This window comes from Vannielia litorea (genome assembly GCF_018424695.1).
Classification (GTDB): Bacteria; Pseudomonadota; Alphaproteobacteria; order Rhodobacterales; family Rhodobacteraceae; genus Vannielia; species Vannielia litorea_A.
Map to the genome: position 1 here is coordinate 1 of NZ_QTNQ01000040.1, position 15,452 is coordinate 15,452.

Sequence of the window (15,452 nt, forward strand, 5' to 3'; positions counted from 1 at the left end):
GCCTGGCCCTCTGGCGCAACGGGCAGCGCGTCGAGGTGCCAGCCACCACCGCAGGCTTCCTGCTGACCGACTGGCACAGCCTCGCCCCGGTCGACCGCTTCGAGGCGGTTCTCACCGCCACCGGCTGGCAGCCCGTCGCCTGCGCCGCCCTGCCCGCCATGGGTACGCAACTGCTGGAGGCCTACCGCAGCTACATCGAGGCCGAAGAGGATGCCGCCGCCGCCCCCTTCATCTGGGCCTACGATACCTTCTCGATGACAGGCCCCGCCTGGTTCGATGCCGTCACCGCCCTCATCGCCTCCGCCGACCCGGTGCGCGACGCCGATCTGCTCACGCTCTTCGGCGCCCACATCTACGGCAACGACGCGCCCTATTACGACCGTATGGAAGCCGAGCTGGCGCGCGGCACTCTCGCCCCCGAGGCCCTCGCCCTCGTCCTGTCGATGGAAAAGCCCGAGTTCCTGCGCCCCGAGGTGCAGGCCCGCCACGACGCTCTCTTGAGGAAATGCACCTAGGGCAGGACGTGTCGCGCCCTCCCAACCCCTACCGCTCCAACCCGGCCATCAACGCCCGCAATGTCTCCGCCAGCGACCGTGCTTTCGCGCCGCCCGGCGTGCCCAGCGGAGCCGCAAGCTGCCGCTCCAGCGGCTTCACCGCCGCCCGCGCCGCCTCGGCCACGCGCAGCCCCTCCGCGCTCAAGCCCAGGCGCATGGCCCGGCTGTCTGCCGCATCGGGCACCCGGTCCACCAGCCCCTCCCGCTCCAGCCCACGCAACAGCTTGGAGGCGAAAATCGCCGAAAGCCCCACCGCCTCCGCCACCTCCCGCTGGCACGGAATGTGCCGCCGCCGCCGGGCGTCCAGCAGCGCGGCGAGCACCACGTGGTCCCCGTGGCTCAGGCCAAGCGGTGCCACCGCGCGCTCCACCGCCGCCTTCCAGCGGTTGGAAAGCTGCCAGGCGAGGGCACCGATTGACTGTGGAGGGTGAGGGCGGCCAGACATGCCCCTATTCATGGACATTGTCTTCAAGGACAGCTTAACACCCCGCACGCCGCGCGGCGCGTTAAGATCCGCCGTTTTGCATAATCTCATATGCATGGGTTGTGCATGGGATGTGCATCGCCAGTGCATCCGCACAAAACACGGTAAACGCCGTCGCGGGAGGCCCCGCAACGGCAGTTTTGCAAAGCCTCAGTTCACCGGCGTCAGCAGGTCGTTTCCAGCCAGGAAGGCGCTGATATTGTCGCGCTGAAGCTGCCCCATCGCGGCGCGGGTTTCCACCGTGCCCGAGCCCTGGTGCGGCTGGATCACCACGTTGTCGAGCTCATAGAAGCGCGGGTCGATGTTGGGCTCGTTCACGAACACATCCAGCCCCGCCCCATAGATCCCGCCGCTCTTCAGCGCCGAAATCAGCGCCTCTTCATCCACCGTCGAGCCGCGCGAGATGTTGACCAGGATGCCACGTGGCCCAAGCGCCTCAAGCACCTCTTTCGAAACGATATTTTCCGTCGCCTTGCCGCCCACGGTGGCGACGATCAGGTAGTCGACAGCAGCAGCGAGGGCGGTCGGGCTCTCGTGGTAGGTCCATCCCGGCGTCTCCTTTTCGGAGCGCGACCAGTAGTGCAGATCCATCTTGAAGGGCACCAGCCGGTCGGCAATGTCGCGCCCGATCCGGCCCAGCCCGAGGATGCCCGCCTTGCCGCCGCTGACCTTGCGGTTCAGCCGATATTCACCCTTTTCGGCCCATGATCCGCTGCGTGCCCACTGGCTGGCATGTTCCATTTCGCGCCCGCACATCAGCAGCATGGCCACGGCAAGGTCTGCCACATCATCATTCAGCACATCGGGCGTGTTGGTGACGCGAATATCCCGCTCCGAGGCGGCCGCCACGTTAATACTGTCGTAACCAACCCCGAAGTTGGCGATGACCCCAAGGTTCGGCAGCAGGTCCATCGCCTCGGGGCCAAACGGCTTGTGGCCCTTGAACCCGGCCGCGGTGATCCCGGCCCGCGTGGCCTCGTCGAGGCTGCCGATCTCGGTGGTTTCGGCCAGAAAAACCGGGTCGAACGTCTCTTTCAGCTTGGCCAGATCGGCCTCGCTGTAGTTCCCGATTGCGATCACCTTGCTCATGGCCTGTTCCTCCCCGGCGGCGCGTCAAATGGTATACCATTCCCTCGCAGTGCGCCGCCGGGGAGTCAAGCCGATCAGCCTTCGCAGATCTCCTGCACCGACTTTTTCACCGCCTCTAGCGAGAACACCTGATCCAGCCAATCTTCCTTGAAGATCACGCTCTTCGCCTTGTCGATCGCCATCAGCGCACCATCGCTGAACTTGCCTTCGGGGAAGATCCCAAAGGCAATCGCCAGCTCGATCTTCAGATGCCCCAGCACGAAGTCATGCGCCGCCGCCTCCGGCACGCCCATGCTCACTGCCCTGTCCGTCGCCTCCCGCAGCGCAAGGCTCATCGTCGCCGCCACCGTCTCGCTCAGGGCCGGCTCCAGAACGGCAATGTTCTCCAACGAACACCGATGCGAACGCACCACCGGCGCATAGATGATCTTCGCGATCTCCTCGCAAAGCGCATAATGCTCCTCCGGCCCCTGAATCAGCGCGCAAACGATCCCCTGCGGCGCCGCGATCCCGCCGAAGTAATCCGCCTGCGCCTCCTTTGTCTCCTGTACCTCGAGGATATGCGGGTGGCAGGGATGGGTGCAGAAGTAGGTGATGTCATCGCGCTCCGGCATCTCCCCCGCATAGGGCGCCGCCGCATCCAGCACGATCACCGCCGCACCGGGCTTCAGCTTGTCGACAAAGCCATGCGCGATCTTGCCGATCAGCCGGTCCGGCACCGCCATCAGCACCACATCGGCATCGCTGATCGCGTTGTCGCCGTCCGTCACCGCCTCAACGCCCACCTCGTCCAGCAGCCGCTTGCGGCCCACCTCGGACACCTCAACATGGTCGATCTCAAACCGCGTCGGTTTGAGGTTCTGCGCCAGCCGAACGCCCATCTTTCCGCCCGCACCGAGCAAAGCAACCTTGGTCATCTCATTCTCCTCCTGCGGCACCACCGCCGCGTTTGATCCATCCAAAATAATCGTCCGATCCCATCTGCCCGCCCTTCAGCGCCAGCTCGAGCCCAGCCAAATTCTCATCCTCCGAATGCGCCCTGAGCAGCGCCGCACCGGGGATCGTCGGAGCCAGAGCGGTAAAGGCAAAAAGCCCCAACTCGCGGCTCGCATGGCCGCTGGTGTCCCCACCCGAAATCACCGCCCGCTTGAGCCCCGTCTGCCGCAGCAACCGCGCCAGCACCTTGCCCAGCGCCGCGCCGATCCGCGCATTCGCCTCTTCCATCCCGCCTGCCGGCACCGCCGCCCGCAGCCGCGCCACGGCAGGGTCATCCGGCCCCTTCGCGGTGTAGATCAGCGGGTCACGCCCGGCCTCCAGCGCCTTGAGCGCCGCCTCACAGGCCCCCGTCTCCTCGCCCCGCACAGCCGCCACCGCATCCAGCTCGATCCCCTCGAACCCATGCGCCTCCGCCCATGCAATCTGCGCCGCCGTCACCGGCGAAACCGAGCCGGACACCGCCAGCATTCGCTCCACCGGCCCCGCACTCTCCCCCCGGTCCTCCGCAGGCAGCCAACCCTGCCCGCGCCAGTGCTCCACCAGCGCGTATTCCACCCCCTGCGAACCCACCGCAAACACCGGCGACTGGTCCCACATCCGCTGCCCGACCCGGCCCATATGCGCATCCGTCATTGCATCGAATGACCAGACCTCCGCCTCCGGCGAAGCGCCCAGATCCTCAACCGACACCAGCCCAAAGCTCTTGCCCGTCTGCTTCGCCAGATGCCGCGCCACGTCGCTCTCATCCATCGGCGTCACCGGGTGCCGCGCCATGACCGGGTGCCGGTCGAGCCGGAACACTCCGCCGGGGCCGGACGCAAACAAATGCCCGAAAGCCTGGTAGCGCCGCATCTTCGGCGCCGCGAGCAGGCAGGGGATGAACGGCCCCTTCACCACCTCCGCCCCAAGGTCGATCGCCTTGCCGATCGAGCCGATCCCGGGCGATGAGTCCAGCGTCGAACAGGTCTTGTAATGCACCACCCTGGCCCCGGTTTCGGCCAAGAACCGGAAAACCCCCGGCAACTCCCGCTCCATCCAGCCGGGAGAATGCGAGCGCGCCGTGGTCGCCACCCCCACCGCCCGCACGCCCGGAAACCGCGCCAGTTGCGCCTCCGTCGGCACGTTGAGGAACAGCACCGCAGGCACCCCCGCGAACTCCAGCACCTCCATGCTGGCCGCCGAGCCGGTGAAGTCGTCCCCCACCCAGCCGATCAATGTGCCGCCCGGCAGGCTCACCCGAAAGCCTCCAGCGCGCCTTTCAGCGCGGGCCGGGTCGCGGCATAGTACGCCGCCGGAACACCCGAAACCGCCGCCTCCCAAGCCTCCCGCAGTGAGGCCACGCCCGCCGCCGGCCCGTCAGGGTGCGCCATGATCCCGCCGCCCGCCGCGTGAATGCAATCGGCGTGACCGACCCGCGCATAGGTCTCCGCCGCCTGCACCGCCGTCTGGCCCGAGGAAAACACCGGCATCGCCACGCTGGGCTTGTCGTCCCACATCGGCGTGCCGACCGAAAGCGCCGAGGCCACCACGCTGTCGTCCCCCTCCGAGAACTTGTTGCGCAACCCGTTCACATGCATGTGGTCCGCCCCGGCCAGCCGCCAGAGCTTGCTCCACGCGGCGTAGTCCCAACCCAGCATGTCCGCCCGGCTCAGGTAACCCCAGCCACAGCGGTGGGCATGGATCGGCAGCTCTGAATGGCGCGAAAACGCCAAGAACCCGGCAAAGCCCACCGAGTTCAGCGACACCATCGCGCAGGTCGCCCCAAGCTCCAGCAGCAGGTCGTGCCGCCGCCGCATCTCGTCCACTTCGCCAGTCAGGTTGAAGGCAAACATGACCTTCTTGCCGGTCTTCTCGGCATGGTCGTTCAGCACGCGCATCACCGCCCGCGCGCGCTCATCAAACGGGCAATTCGGCCCGTCGCTCTGCAACTCGTCATCCTTGATAAAATCGATGCCCGCCGTTGCCAGATCCCCGGCCAGCGCCGCCGTCTGCTCTGGCCCAAAGCCCACCGAGGGCTTCACGATGGTGCCGATCAACGGCCCGCTTTCGACACCGCTCAAGCGCCGCGTCCCCTCGATGCCAAACTTCGGCCCGGTATAAGCCTCGCCAAACGCCCGCGGCAGCCGGATATCCCGCAGCCGCAACCCCGAGAACTGGCGCAACTCAAAGAGGTTGCCCGCCACCGTCGCCACGAGGTTCGGGATCGACGGGCCGATGTTCCCCATCGGCCAGCTCAACGTCACCTTCGCCCGGGTGTAGCGTTCGCCCGTGGTCCCGCCGCCCAGCGACGGCTCCGCCACCTCGCCCACGACCTCCAGCGCCTCCACCCGCGCCGCCGAGCGCTCGCGCAGCTCCGGCGTCTCCCCCGGCACGCTGACGAAAGTTCCAGACGATTGCTCCCCCGCCATCGCCTCCGCCGCCTTGGCCGGGTCCACCGGGGTTTCGATCAGGTAGTCCGCTTCGATGCGTTCACTCATTGGAAGTGGTCCTGGTGATAGAGTTCATTCGCGCGTTCGAGGTGGTCGCGCATGGCCTTCGCCGCCGCGCCCTCATCCCCTGCTGCGATCGCATCGAGGATGGCGCGGTGCTCGGTGAGCGTCAGTTGCTCCAACCCGCGCTTGCGCACCGCCTCTGCGTGAAAGTCGCGCAACCAATCGAACACGCCGGCAGCGAGGGTCTCGAAAATGGGGTTAGCCGAAATGGCCGCAATCCGACGGTGGAACTTGCCGTCGATCTCAAGAAACTTCTCCGGCTCCTCTGCCGAAAGCTCCTGCGCCGCAAGCAGCGCCTCCAGCGAGGCGATGTCGACCTCTGTCCGGCGTCGCGCGGCGATCCGGGCCATCTCGGCTTCCAGCGCCGCGCGGGCCTCCTTCAGGTGGTCCATCGAGGAGGTATGGGCGAGCAGGTGCCGCACCCCGGTGCCCAGCTGCCCGATCAGCCCGTCGAGCGACGGCTCCGCCACCCTCGGGCGCCCGCCATGGCGGATCTCGATCACACCGCGATGCTGCAACGCCTGCATCGCCTCGCGGATCGCCGGCCGCCCGATCTCGTAGCGCGCCATAAGCTCGCGCTCGGACGGGAGAGCATCACCGGGCCCAAGACCGTCCTCGCGGATCAACCTGAGCAGTCGCTCCTGCACCTCGTCGGCCAGCTTTCTCGGTTTTATGCCATCTGGTAAACTCATCATACCAGTTGCTAGCGCAAGCGCCCGCGCCGATCAAGAGCCTTGCTTGGCTCAGATGTCCTGCGCCGCCTTCAGCCAACCCAGCGTCGGCTCTGTCGGCCCGCCGGGCTTGTATTCGGCCCCCAGCGGAGGCTCCCAGCCAAGCGCCTTCAAGTGCTTGTAGATATGGGTGAAATTCACTTCCCCATGATCCGGCGCACCCCGGTCCGGCACCGCCGCGATCTGGATATGCCCGATCTTCGGCAAGAGCCGCTCCAGCCGGTGGCTGAGGTCGCCTTCCATCAGCTGCACATGGTAGCAATCGAACATGATCTTCAGGTTCTCTGCCCCCACCTCGGCCAGAATCGCCTCGGCCTGCGCGGTGGTCGAAAGGAAGTATCCCGGCGCGTCATAGTGGTTGATCGGCTCGATCAAGATGGTCTTGCCCAGCCCCGCCGCCTTGTCGCACGCATAGCCAAGTGCCTCGACAAAGGTGTCATGATCGCCGCCGAAGCCCGCCATCACATGCACCTTCCCGGTGCCGGTCGCCTCGGCGTAGGCCAGCGCCTCATCGATCGCATCCCGCGCCTCAGGCTCGCGCCCCGGCACCGCGCTGAAGCCCATCTCGCCGATGGAGGCATCACCCCGCGATGCATTGAGGCCCAGCATCTCCAGCCCGGTCTCGGCCAGCGCATCGGCCACCTCGCCCGCGGGGATCGCATAGGGCCAATGGCACTCCACCGCGTCGAACCCCGCCGCCTTCGCGGCGCGGATCGCTTGCGGAAGCGGCAACTCGCTCCAGAGGAACCCGAGGTTGGCCGAAAATCTCATGCGTCCCACTCCAGGTTGAACTTGCTCACCAGCGCCTGCACCTGGCCCTCGTCGAGGCCCCGTGCGCCCATGCCCCGCGTCATCAGCGCCAGCTTGGCTGTGGCCTCCAGCTCTTCGATGGCGTTGCAGGCGGCCTCCACATCCTTTCCCGCCACCACCGGCCCGTGGTTGGCCAGCATGACGGCAGAGCGCTTGCCCGCCAGCCCGCGCACCGCCTCGCCCATCGCCGGATCGCCCGGCAGGAAGAAGGGCAGCAGCTTCACCCGGCCAACCTGCATCACGCCATAGGGGGTGAGCGGCGGCAAAAAGTCGTCCGCGTCCGCCTCCAGCATCGACAGCGCCACCGAGTGGCACGAATGCAGATGCACCACCGCACCCGCCGTGCCGCGCGTGTCGTAAAAGGCGGTGTGCAAAGGCATTTCCTTGGTCGGCTTGTCGCCCCCCACATGCGCGCCCGACGCATCGAACCGCGCCAGCCGCGCCGGATCCAGCCGCCCGAAGCTTGTTCCGGTTGGCGAGACGAGCAGGCCACCATCTTCCGTGCGCGCCGAGATATTGCCCGTGGAACCATGGGTCAGCCCCCGGTCGAAGAGCGACTTCGCCAGCAGGCAAATCTGCTCTCTCAGCGCTGCCTCGCTCATCCCAGCATCCCCAGCGCGTCTGCGAAGAAGCTCTCAGCCCCGAAGTTGCCCGACTTCAGCGCCAGCGCAATCTCCTGCCCGCCGGAGACGCAGCCGCACCACGGCACGCCGGGCGCAATCTCGCGGCCCACGTCGAGCCGGCTCACGCCCAGCGCCTTGGTCACCGCGCCCGAGGTTTCGCCCCCGGCCACCACGAAGCGGCGCGCGCCCATCTCCCGCGCGGCAATCGCCAGCGCGGCAAGGGCTTCTTCCACCACGGCGCCCGCGTGATCCACGCCCAGCTCCGCCTGCGCGGCGCGCACCTGCTCGGGCTCCGCCGTGGCATAGATCATCGGGGCCTTTTCCATATCCTGCCCGCTCAGCCAGTCCAGCGCTTCACCATAGCCATCGCGCGCCAGCATCAGTGGGTCGAAGCGGAAGGACGGGCCCCCATAGGCCGCCACCTGCGCCCGGGTCATGGCCGAGCAACTGCCCGAAAGCACCACGGCCCCCGGCCCCACCTGCGGCACCTGCGCCGCGCTGCGCCCGTCATCCAGCAGCCCGGCCTCGCGATAGAGCGCGGGCAGCGGCATCGCCAGAGCCGAGCCGCCCGTCATCAGCGCCATGTCACGCCCTGCACGGGCGATGACCTCAAGATCGGTATCGGCCACGGCATCCACCACCACATGGGGTGCGGCGCGGCCCAAAGCGTCCTTCAGCGCCTCGGCCCCGCGGGCCACGGTGAGCCTGTCCACCAGCCCCACCTCCTGCGTCACCTGCGGGCGCAGCAGGCGCATCAGGTTGGAATCCGCCATCGGCGTCAGCGGATGGTCCTTCATCGGGCTCTCCGCCAGCGGCTGTTGGCCGACAAAGAGATTGCCCATGAAGACAGAGCGCCCGTTCTCCGGAAACGCAGGGCAATAAACCGTCTGCCTCGCGCCCAGAGCCGCCATCAGCGCCTCCGCCACCGGGCCTATGTTGCCATCGGCAGTCGAGTCGAAGGTGCTGCAATACTTCCAGAAGAACCGCTCCGCCCCAGTGCCCTTCAGCCAGTCCAGCGCGGCCAGTGCCTCGGTCACCGCCTCAGCCACCGGCGCGGTGCGGATCTTCAGGGCAACCACCTCGAAGGGCGCATCACTCGCACCCCCCTCCGGCACGCCAATCCGCAGCGACACCTTCGCCCCGCTCCGCGCCAAAAGCCCGGCAAGGTCGGTCGCCCCGGTGAAATCGTCGGCAATCGCCCCGAATATCGCCATCGTCAGTCCTCGTGTATTCCGTCCGCCGTGAAGCCCCCGCCCTGATATACAACCACCGGCGCGTCAATCGCGGGCATCTCCTCTTCGGCCTCCACCTTGGCGCGGAAGTCTTCAGCGTTGTCCTGCGGCGCCCAGCCGAGGAAGCTCACCTGCCCGTTGTCCCACCAGCTGGCATCGTTCTTCGATGCGCCATAGATGATCGGGCAGCCCACCTTGGGCGCGCGGAACACGCATTCGATCAGCCGCATGAAATCATCGTAGCTCATCCAGGTGCTCAGCATCCGCCGGTTCTTCGGCTCGGGGAAGCACGAGCCTATCCGCACGCAGGCGGTTTCGATCCCGAACTTGTGCCAGTACATGCTGGCCATCGCCTCGCCGAACACCTTGCTCACGCCGTAAAGCCCGTCGGGCTTGGTCACTGAATTTGCATCGAGCTTCACGCTCTGTTCGTGAAAGCCGATCGCGTGGTTGGAGCTGGCAAAGATCACCCGGTTGCAGCCGGTCTTCCGGCAGGCCTCGTAGAGGTTGAACACGCCGTCGATATTGGCGTTCGAAATCACCTCCCAGGTGTCTTCGATGGACCGCCCGCCAAGGTGCACGATCCCGTCGCAATCCTTCACCAGCTCTTCCACCGCCGCCTTGTCGCCAAGGTCGCACACCACGACCTCTTCGTTCTCGCCCGCCGGGGGCATCTCGACCACGTCAGAAAGCCTTAAGGTTTTCGCCATATGTTTCAGACGGTCGCGGCAAACGGTGCCAAGGCCGCCCGCGGCGCCGGTGATAAGCAGTCGGTTCATCATGAGTGTCTCTCCCTGTCGGTTTTATGGGCGTGGCGGGCAAGGAAGGCCAGAGCCGCAGCCCGCATTTCGGGTGTTTCTCCGTGGCCCGCTTCGGGCTGGAGAAAGGTGGTCAGGCCAGCCCGCGGCAGCTTGGCAAGCGCGGCATCGCGGGCTTTTTGTGGGGTGAGGTGATCCGCCCCGCCATGCGCCACGAAGAACGGGCGCGGGGCGATGCAGGCGGCCACGTCGCCCTGATCGGCCTCGCGCAGAAGGCCGGGCGCCGTGAACCACGGGCCATGCCGCTCATGCGCGCCGGTCTCGATCATCGGGGCGATGTCGGCCAGCATGATGAGGCTCACGGCGCCCGCCACGCGAGGCTCCAGCGCGGCAAGCCACGTTCCCAGCGCGGCGCCCATGGAGGCGCCCCAGGTGAAGATGCGGGCAGGGTCCACGCGCGGATGCGCTGCGAGATGTTCGAAGGCGCCACGCTGGTCGGCCAGCATCCGCGCAAAGAGCGAGCGCCCGTGCCAGCCCTCGGTAAGCGCCAATGCTTGCTCGCTGCCCTCCGCCTGCCGCGCGCCGAAGCCCGGCATGTCGATGCAATACACGGCGAACCCCGCAGCCAGAAACGCCGGGCCGGGTGCGCCACTCGTCCAACGCGCGCCCTCGGTAAGCTCTCGTTTACCAAGCGTGTAATCGCCGCCGTGGGCATGGCAGTAGAGCAACGCGGGGAATGGGCCATCACCCTCAGGACACAGGAAAATTCCGTCGCCCCGAGGCTCCGCACGCCTCCAGTCCACCAAGGTCTCAAAGCGCATCAGGTATAGCCGTAAGAGCCATCGGGCCGCACCGGCAGCTTGCGCTCCCAGTGGATGTAACGGTCGGTCGCCAGATACTCCTCGTCGATGTCCACGCCCCAGCCGGGCCGGTCGGGCCGCAGCTCAAGATGGCCATCCACCGGCATATACGGGTCTTTCACGTAGCCCGCCGCCTCGTCGGCCTGCACCATGTCACGCGTCAGGAAGGCCGAAGTGCCCGGCAGCCGGTATTCGAGAATTTTGAAGTTGGGCTGTGCGGCGCAGAAATGCACGTTCACCGCCGTCGCCAGCGGCCCCATCGGGTTGTGCGGCGCGACATTGACATAATGCGCCTCGGCAATCGCCGCGATCTTGCGCATCTCCAGCAGCCCACCCACCGCGCAGATGTCGGGCTGGATGATGTCGGCCCCCTTAACGGCAAGCAAGCGGTTGAATTCAAAGCGTGAATACAGGCTCTCCCCAGTCGCCAGCGGCACCCGGAGCTGCCTCTTCAAGTCGCCCCAGGCCTCGATATTCTCCATCCGCATCGGCTCTTCGTAAAAGAGCGGACGGAAGGAGGCGAGCGCATTGCCCATCTCCACCGCCTGATAGGGCTCGAAGAGCCGCGCATGGGCGTCGAAGGCAAACTCCGCATCCGGGCACAACTCCCGCAACTCGGCCACCCAATCCTCCGTCGCAGCAACAACCCGGTGCCATGGCTCGGCATGAATGTCGCAGCGGTAGGGCGAGAGTTTGAAGGCAGAAAACCCCCACTTTTCAGCGTGCTCCGCCACATGGTCCCGCACCGCCTCAGCCTCGGGCGCGGAATAGACCCCTTGATACACCCGCACCCTGTCGCGCACATGCCCGCCGAGCAGCCTGTACACCGGCACGCCCAGCGCCTTGGCCGAAATGTCCCAAAGTGCATGGTCGATCCCGGCGATGGCCGCAAGCCCAAGCGCGCCGGGCGGGAAACGGGATTGTTGCAGCAGCTTCAGCACCAACCGCTCGATCCGCGTCGGGTCTTCTCCTTCGATCTGCAAATAGAGATATTCCAGCAGCGGCGGCAGGGCTCTGTCCGGCCCGTGGTTGTAGCATTCGCCCCAGCCGGTGATGCCCTCATCGGTATCGACGGCCACGATCACCCGCGGGCGGTTGCCGTCGCGCGACATGAAGCTGCGCAGCCCGGTGATCTTCATCCCGCAAACCTCGCCTGCGCCACGCCCGTCGCCCCCAGGCCGGTGACGGCAAAGAGGTTTCCGTCAAGCGCCTCCTCGGCGTCGGAGCCGATGGAGGTGACGTAGAGCACATCGAGGTTGGCCCCGCCGAACATCGGTTTCGTCGGGCGCTCCACCGGCATCTCCACGATCCTGTCCACCTTGCCCTGCGGCGTAATTCGCACCAGTTGCCAGCCACCAATCCCGGCCATCCAGTAGCAGCCATCGGCGTCCACCGTGCCGCCATCGGGCCGCCCGGCAACTTCGCGGGTGTCGAAGAAAACCCTTCGGTTCGAGGGGGTTCCGGTATCGGTATCATAGTCACAGGCCCAGATGGTGCGGACCGACGGATTGCTGTCGGAGTAGTACATCGTCTTGCCATCGGGGCTGAAGGCCAGCCCGTTGGTGGTGTAGACCTTGTCGAAGAAGGGCGTCACCGCCCCATCCGTGCCGTAACGATAGAACTGGCCCACCTGCTCCGGCTCGCCGCCGTCTTTCATCGTGCCGGCCCAGAACCGGCCCTGCATATCGGTGCCGCCGTCGTTGAAGCGGTTGCCGGGCCGGTCGGCCTCCGGGTCCGTCAGGAAGGCTTTTGTCAAGGTTTCGGTGTCATACCGGTAAAAGCCCGACTTCGCCGCCACGATCAGCCCGCCAGCCTCCCGCCGTGCAATGCACCCGACCGGCTCGCCAAAGTCGAACGCCTCGTCAGTGCCATCCTCCCCGGTGCGGTGAATCTTTCCGCCAGAGATATCGGCCCACCACAGCGCCTGGTCACTCACGTCCCAAACCGGCCCTTCCCCCAGCTGCGCCCGGGCGGGCACGGCCACATCAACCGAAACTGTCATGGATCACTCTCCCTTGAACACCCGCCGCTCGGACGCCTCGATATGCTCGGCCATCGCCGACCGCGCCGCCTTGGCATCGCCCGCGGCTATCGCGTCGAAGATCCGACGGTGCTCGTTTCCCATTGAGACTTTGCCCTCCCGGTATCCGGTTGAGCCAAGACTGCGCACAAACTTACCGATAAAAAACATCTGCGGCCGGAGCATGCGCAAAGTATCAAGTATGAACCTGTTGTCAGACAACTCCGCGATTCGCACGTGAAATCGCGCATCCATGTCGATGGTCGAGGCGCCCTCGCGCACGCTCGCCTCCATGTCTTCCAGCATGGCCTCCAGCGCCGCAACCTCCTCGGGCGTCACTTTCTGAGCCGCCAGACCGGCGCTCTCGACCTCCAGCATCTTCCGGAAGCCGATATAGGCCGCGATATCATCGATGCTCTGCAAAGGCGCATACCCCGCGCCCGGGTGATCACCGCCCCCGCTGATGAACGATCCGGCCCCCTGCCGCGACACGATCAATCCGTCCTCGCGCAACCGCGCAAGGGCCGCGCGAATCACGGGGCGCGACACGCCATGCTCTGCCGAAAGGTCCTTCTCCGCCGGCAACTTGGCGCCCAGCACGTAGTCCCCGCTACGGATCTGCCCCAGCAGGCGCTCGTAAATCTGGCTCTCCAGCCGCCGCGAATGGGCCGCCTCCCCCCGCGAAGGCACATCTTTCGACACAGTATTCATCAACGCATTCTCCCGCCCGGAGATGTATCACGGGCCTCGAAATTACAACATGAGATAATTTGTTTGACAAGTTGTCATCGGAAATGCTGACCTTGTGCCGCTGAGACTCGGAAGAGCGAAAGCACAGGGAGGAAAATCCATGACACGAAATTGGCGATTCTCGTCAGTGGCCGCGCTTGCCGTCGGCGTATTCTTGCATCCGTTCACCGCCCAGGCAGGCGAAGCGCCCGCGCTGGCCGAAGCCGTTGCCGCAGGCAACCTGCCGCCCTTGGAAGAGCGGCTGCCAGCCCAGCCCGAGGTGGTCACAGGGCTGGAGAACATCGGCACCTACGGCGGCAAACTGCGCCGGATGCTCGGCGGCTCGAACGATCACAACTCCATTCTGCGCATCATTAGCCCACAGGGCCTGACCCGCTGGAAAGCCGACTTTTCCGGCGTGGTGCCCAACGTGGCCGAGAGCTGGGAAACCAACGAAGACGGCTCCGAATTCACCTTCAAGCTCCGCGAGGGCATGAAGTGGTCGGACGGCGAGCCCTTCACCGCCGATGACGTGGTGTTCTTCGTCAACGACCTGTTGAACAACAAGGAATTCTACCCCAATCCGCCTGCCCGCTTCGTGGTGGCCGGGGAGCCGATGCAGGCCGAGAAGGTGGATGACCATACGGTGACGCTGAAGTTCGCTGCGCCCTACGGTACCTTCCTGACAGAGCTGGCCACGCCGCTCGCACAGGAGCCGGTGCTCTGGGCCAAACACTACTGCCAGCAGTTCCACCCGGCCTACAACGATGACGTGCAGTCGATGGTGGACGAGACCGAAGCCGTGGAAGACTGGCCCGCACTTTACCGCCTGAAGTGCGGCGAGGTGGAGGCCCCAAACCGCTGGTCCAACCCCGAGCGGCCCACGCTGGACCCTTGGGTTGTTACGGGCGAGGGCTATTCCGCTGGCTCGACACAGGTGGTGATGGAGCGCAATCCCTACTTCTGGCAGGTCGACGAGGAAGGCAACCAGCTTCCCTACATCGACACGCTGGAGATGGGCGTGGCGCAGGATAACGAGGCGCTGGTGCTTGAGGCCATCGCTGGCAACATCGACTTTCAGCGCCGGAAAATTTCGAACCCAGCCAACAAGCCGGTCTTTGCCGAGAACGCCGAGAAGGGCGGTTTCGAGATCCTCGACATGATCAACTCGAACTCCAACTCGATGGCGATCCACTTCAACCACACGCACAAGAACCCGCAAATGCGCGAGTTCATCCGCAACAAGGATGTGCGCGTGGCGCTGAGCCTCGGGATCGACCGCGAGGAGATCATCGACATCGTCTACCAGGGCCAGGGCGAACCCTACCAGATCGGGCCACGGCCGACCCACGTGCTCTACAATGAGCAACTGGGCAAGCAGCACACCGAGTATGACCCTGACAAGGCCAATGAGCTGCTCGATGCCGCCGGCTATGCCGAGAAGGACGATGAAGGCTATCGCCTCTTCCCAGATGGCAGCCGGATCGTCTTCAACGCACAGTACACCGGCGTGGAGCAGCCTGATTGGGGCGACAGCCTCGAGATCATCAAGGAGCAGTGGGAAGAGATCGGCATCGAGCTGAACTCGACCTCGGTCGAACGGTCGATCTACTATTCGCGGGGCGAGGCCAACGAGCATGACTTCATGGTCTGGGGCGCGCCCGGCGGGCTGGACCCGACGCTCTCTCCGCGTGACGTTCTGGCGGTGCACCCGCAGGCCAGCTGGTTCGCAATCCCTTGGACTCGTTGGTATCTTTCCGGCGGCTCGGAGGGTGAAGAGCCGAGCGAGAGCATGAAGAAGCGGCTCGCACTCTACGACAGCTTCAAGCAGGAGGCCGATCAGGAGAAGGCGCTGGATATCTTCCGGCAGATTCACCAGGAGGCCGCCGACGAGATGGAGATCATCGGCATCTCCCTGGCCCCCAACCTCGTGGGCGTGGTGAACAAGAAGCTGAAGAACGCGCCGCGCAGCCTGCCCTCGTCGTGGATGTACCCCGACCCGGGCCCGACCCTGCCGCAAACCTGGTACTGGCCGGAAAGCTGACCCTTCGGGCGGGCCTTCGGGCCCGCCCTC

Annotated in this window: 16 protein-coding genes; 2 read left to right on the forward strand and 14 right to left on the reverse strand. The window is 65.8% G+C overall.

Annotated elements, in window-relative coordinates:
- A partial coding sequence (locus tag DYI42_RS13955; protein WP_213546604.1) for a hypothetical protein occupies positions 1-515 on the forward strand: 515 nt, incomplete at its 5' end.
- 28 nt (positions 516-543) lie between these two features.
- Here the strand turns inward: DYI42_RS13955 and DYI42_RS13960 are convergent.
- The 14 genes from DYI42_RS13960 to DYI42_RS14025 form a co-directional block, all read right to left on the reverse strand.
- Positions 544-999, reverse strand: a complete 456-nt coding sequence (locus DYI42_RS13960) for a MarR family winged helix-turn-helix transcriptional regulator (protein ID WP_213546605.1) — start codon at positions 997-999, stop codon at positions 544-546.
- Positions 1,000-1,188: 189 nt separating this feature from the next.
- Positions 1,189-2,127 carry a 2-hydroxyacid dehydrogenase gene (locus tag DYI42_RS13965; RefSeq protein WP_213546606.1) on the reverse strand — a complete coding sequence of 313 codons (939 nt, stop codon included), beginning with the start codon at positions 2,125-2,127 and terminating at the stop codon, positions 1,189-1,191.
- Between the two features lie 74 nt (positions 2,128-2,201).
- On the reverse strand, positions 2,202-3,044 hold the full coding sequence (locus DYI42_RS13970; protein ID WP_213546607.1) for a phosphogluconate dehydrogenase C-terminal domain-containing protein: 843 nt from the start codon (positions 3,042-3,044) through the stop codon (positions 2,202-2,204).
- A gap of 1 nt (position 3,045) precedes the next feature.
- Complete coding sequence (locus DYI42_RS13975; RefSeq protein WP_213546608.1) at positions 3,046-4,359, reverse strand: four-carbon acid sugar kinase family protein; 1,314 nt, start codon at positions 4,357-4,359, stop codon at positions 3,046-3,048.
- Positions 4,356-5,600 (reverse strand): ribulose-bisphosphate carboxylase large subunit family protein, encoded by a 1,245-nt coding sequence (locus DYI42_RS13980; RefSeq protein WP_213546609.1) that lies wholly within the window; start codon positions 5,598-5,600, stop codon positions 4,356-4,358. The genes DYI42_RS13975 and DYI42_RS13980 overlap by 4 nt, the downstream gene beginning before the upstream one ends.
- Positions 5,597-6,310: a transcriptional regulator NanR gene (nanR, locus tag DYI42_RS13985; RefSeq protein WP_213546610.1), complete on the reverse strand. Its 714-nt coding sequence runs from the start codon at positions 6,308-6,310 to the stop codon at positions 5,597-5,599. Before nanR ends, DYI42_RS13980 begins: the two co-directional genes overlap by 4 nt.
- A 48-nt stretch (positions 6,311-6,358) precedes the next feature.
- Entirely contained in the window at positions 6,359-7,117 is a 759-nt protein-coding gene (locus DYI42_RS13990) for a hydroxypyruvate isomerase family protein (RefSeq protein ID WP_213546611.1), read from the reverse strand.
- The gene (gene otnC, locus DYI42_RS13995) at positions 7,114-7,758 is read right to left on the reverse strand and encodes a 3-oxo-tetronate 4-phosphate decarboxylase (RefSeq protein WP_213546612.1); all 645 of its coding nucleotides are present in this window, start codon (positions 7,756-7,758) and stop codon (positions 7,114-7,116) included. The genes DYI42_RS13990 and otnC overlap by 4 nt, the downstream gene beginning before the upstream one ends.
- Positions 7,755-8,993, reverse strand: a complete 1,239-nt coding sequence (gene otnK / locus DYI42_RS14000; RefSeq protein WP_213546613.1) for a 3-oxo-tetronate kinase — start codon at positions 8,991-8,993, stop codon at positions 7,755-7,757. Before otnK ends, otnC begins: the two co-directional genes overlap by 4 nt.
- Before the next feature lie 2 nt (positions 8,994-8,995).
- On the reverse strand, positions 8,996-9,793 hold the full coding sequence (locus DYI42_RS14005; protein WP_213546614.1) for an NAD-dependent epimerase/dehydratase family protein: 798 nt from the start codon (positions 9,791-9,793) through the stop codon (positions 8,996-8,998).
- On the reverse strand, positions 9,790-10,497 hold the full coding sequence (locus tag DYI42_RS14010) for an alpha/beta hydrolase family protein (protein ID WP_213546615.1): 708 nt from the start codon (positions 10,495-10,497) through the stop codon (positions 9,790-9,792). The genes DYI42_RS14005 and DYI42_RS14010 overlap by 4 nt, the downstream gene beginning before the upstream one ends.
- 92 nt (positions 10,498-10,589) lie before the next feature.
- The gene (locus DYI42_RS14015; RefSeq protein ID WP_213546616.1) at positions 10,590-11,768 is read right to left on the reverse strand and encodes a mandelate racemase/muconate lactonizing enzyme family protein; all 1,179 of its coding nucleotides are present in this window, start codon (positions 11,766-11,768) and stop codon (positions 10,590-10,592) included.
- Positions 11,765-12,631 carry an SMP-30/gluconolactonase/LRE family protein gene (locus DYI42_RS14020; RefSeq protein ID WP_213546617.1) on the reverse strand — a complete coding sequence of 289 codons (867 nt, stop codon included), beginning with the start codon at positions 12,629-12,631 and terminating at the stop codon, positions 11,765-11,767. Before DYI42_RS14020 ends, DYI42_RS14015 begins: the two co-directional genes overlap by 4 nt.
- 3 nt (positions 12,632-12,634) lie before the next feature.
- Positions 12,635-13,360 carry a FadR/GntR family transcriptional regulator gene (locus DYI42_RS14025; RefSeq protein WP_213546618.1) on the reverse strand — a complete coding sequence of 242 codons (726 nt, stop codon included), beginning with the start codon at positions 13,358-13,360 and terminating at the stop codon, positions 12,635-12,637.
- 139 nt (positions 13,361-13,499) lie between these two features.
- Between DYI42_RS14025 and DYI42_RS14030 the strand changes: the two genes are divergently transcribed.
- Positions 13,500-15,422 carry an ABC transporter substrate-binding protein gene (locus DYI42_RS14030; protein ID WP_213546619.1) on the forward strand — a complete coding sequence of 641 codons (1,923 nt, stop codon included), beginning with the start codon at positions 13,500-13,502 and terminating at the stop codon, positions 15,420-15,422.
- Positions 15,423-15,452: the final 30 nt, after the last annotated feature.

Coding starts and splice junctions, on each gene's coding strand:
- DYI42_RS13960 (WP_213546605.1), bottom strand. CDS start 999: ATGTCTGGCCGCCCTCACCCTCCACAGTCAATCGGTGCCCTCGCCTGG.
- DYI42_RS13965 (WP_213546606.1), bottom strand. CDS start 2,127: ATGAGCAAGGTGATCGCAATCGGGAACTACAGCGAGGCCGATCTGGCC.
- DYI42_RS13970 (WP_213546607.1), bottom strand. CDS start 3,044: ATGACCAAGGTTGCTTTGCTCGGTGCGGGCGGAAAGATGGGCGTTCGG.
- DYI42_RS13980 (WP_213546609.1), bottom strand. CDS start 5,600: ATGAGTGAACGCATCGAAGCGGACTACCTGATCGAAACCCCGGTGGAC.
- nanR (WP_213546610.1), bottom strand. CDS start 6,310: ATGATGAGTTTACCAGATGGCATAAAACCGAGAAAGCTGGCCGACGAG.
- DYI42_RS13990 (WP_213546611.1), bottom strand. CDS start 7,117: ATGAGATTTTCGGCCAACCTCGGGTTCCTCTGGAGCGAGTTGCCGCTT.
- otnC (WP_213546612.1), bottom strand. CDS start 7,758: ATGAGCGAGGCAGCGCTGAGAGAGCAGATTTGCCTGCTGGCGAAGTCG.
- otnK (WP_213546613.1), bottom strand. CDS start 8,993: ATGGCGATATTCGGGGCGATTGCCGACGATTTCACCGGGGCGACCGAC.
- DYI42_RS14005 (WP_213546614.1), bottom strand. CDS start 9,793: ATGATGAACCGACTGCTTATCACCGGCGCCGCGGGCGGCCTTGGCACC.
- DYI42_RS14015 (WP_213546616.1), bottom strand. CDS start 11,768: ATGAAGATCACCGGGCTGCGCAGCTTCATGTCGCGCGACGGCAACCGC.
- DYI42_RS14020 (WP_213546617.1), bottom strand. CDS start 12,631: ATGACAGTTTCGGTTGATGTGGCCGTGCCCGCCCGGGCGCAGCTGGGG.
- DYI42_RS14025 (WP_213546618.1), bottom strand. CDS start 13,360: ATGAATACTGTGTCGAAAGATGTGCCTTCGCGGGGGGAGGCGGCCCAT.
- DYI42_RS14030 (WP_213546619.1), top strand. CDS start 13,500: ATGACACGAAATTGGCGATTCTCGTCAGTGGCCGCGCTTGCCGTCGGC.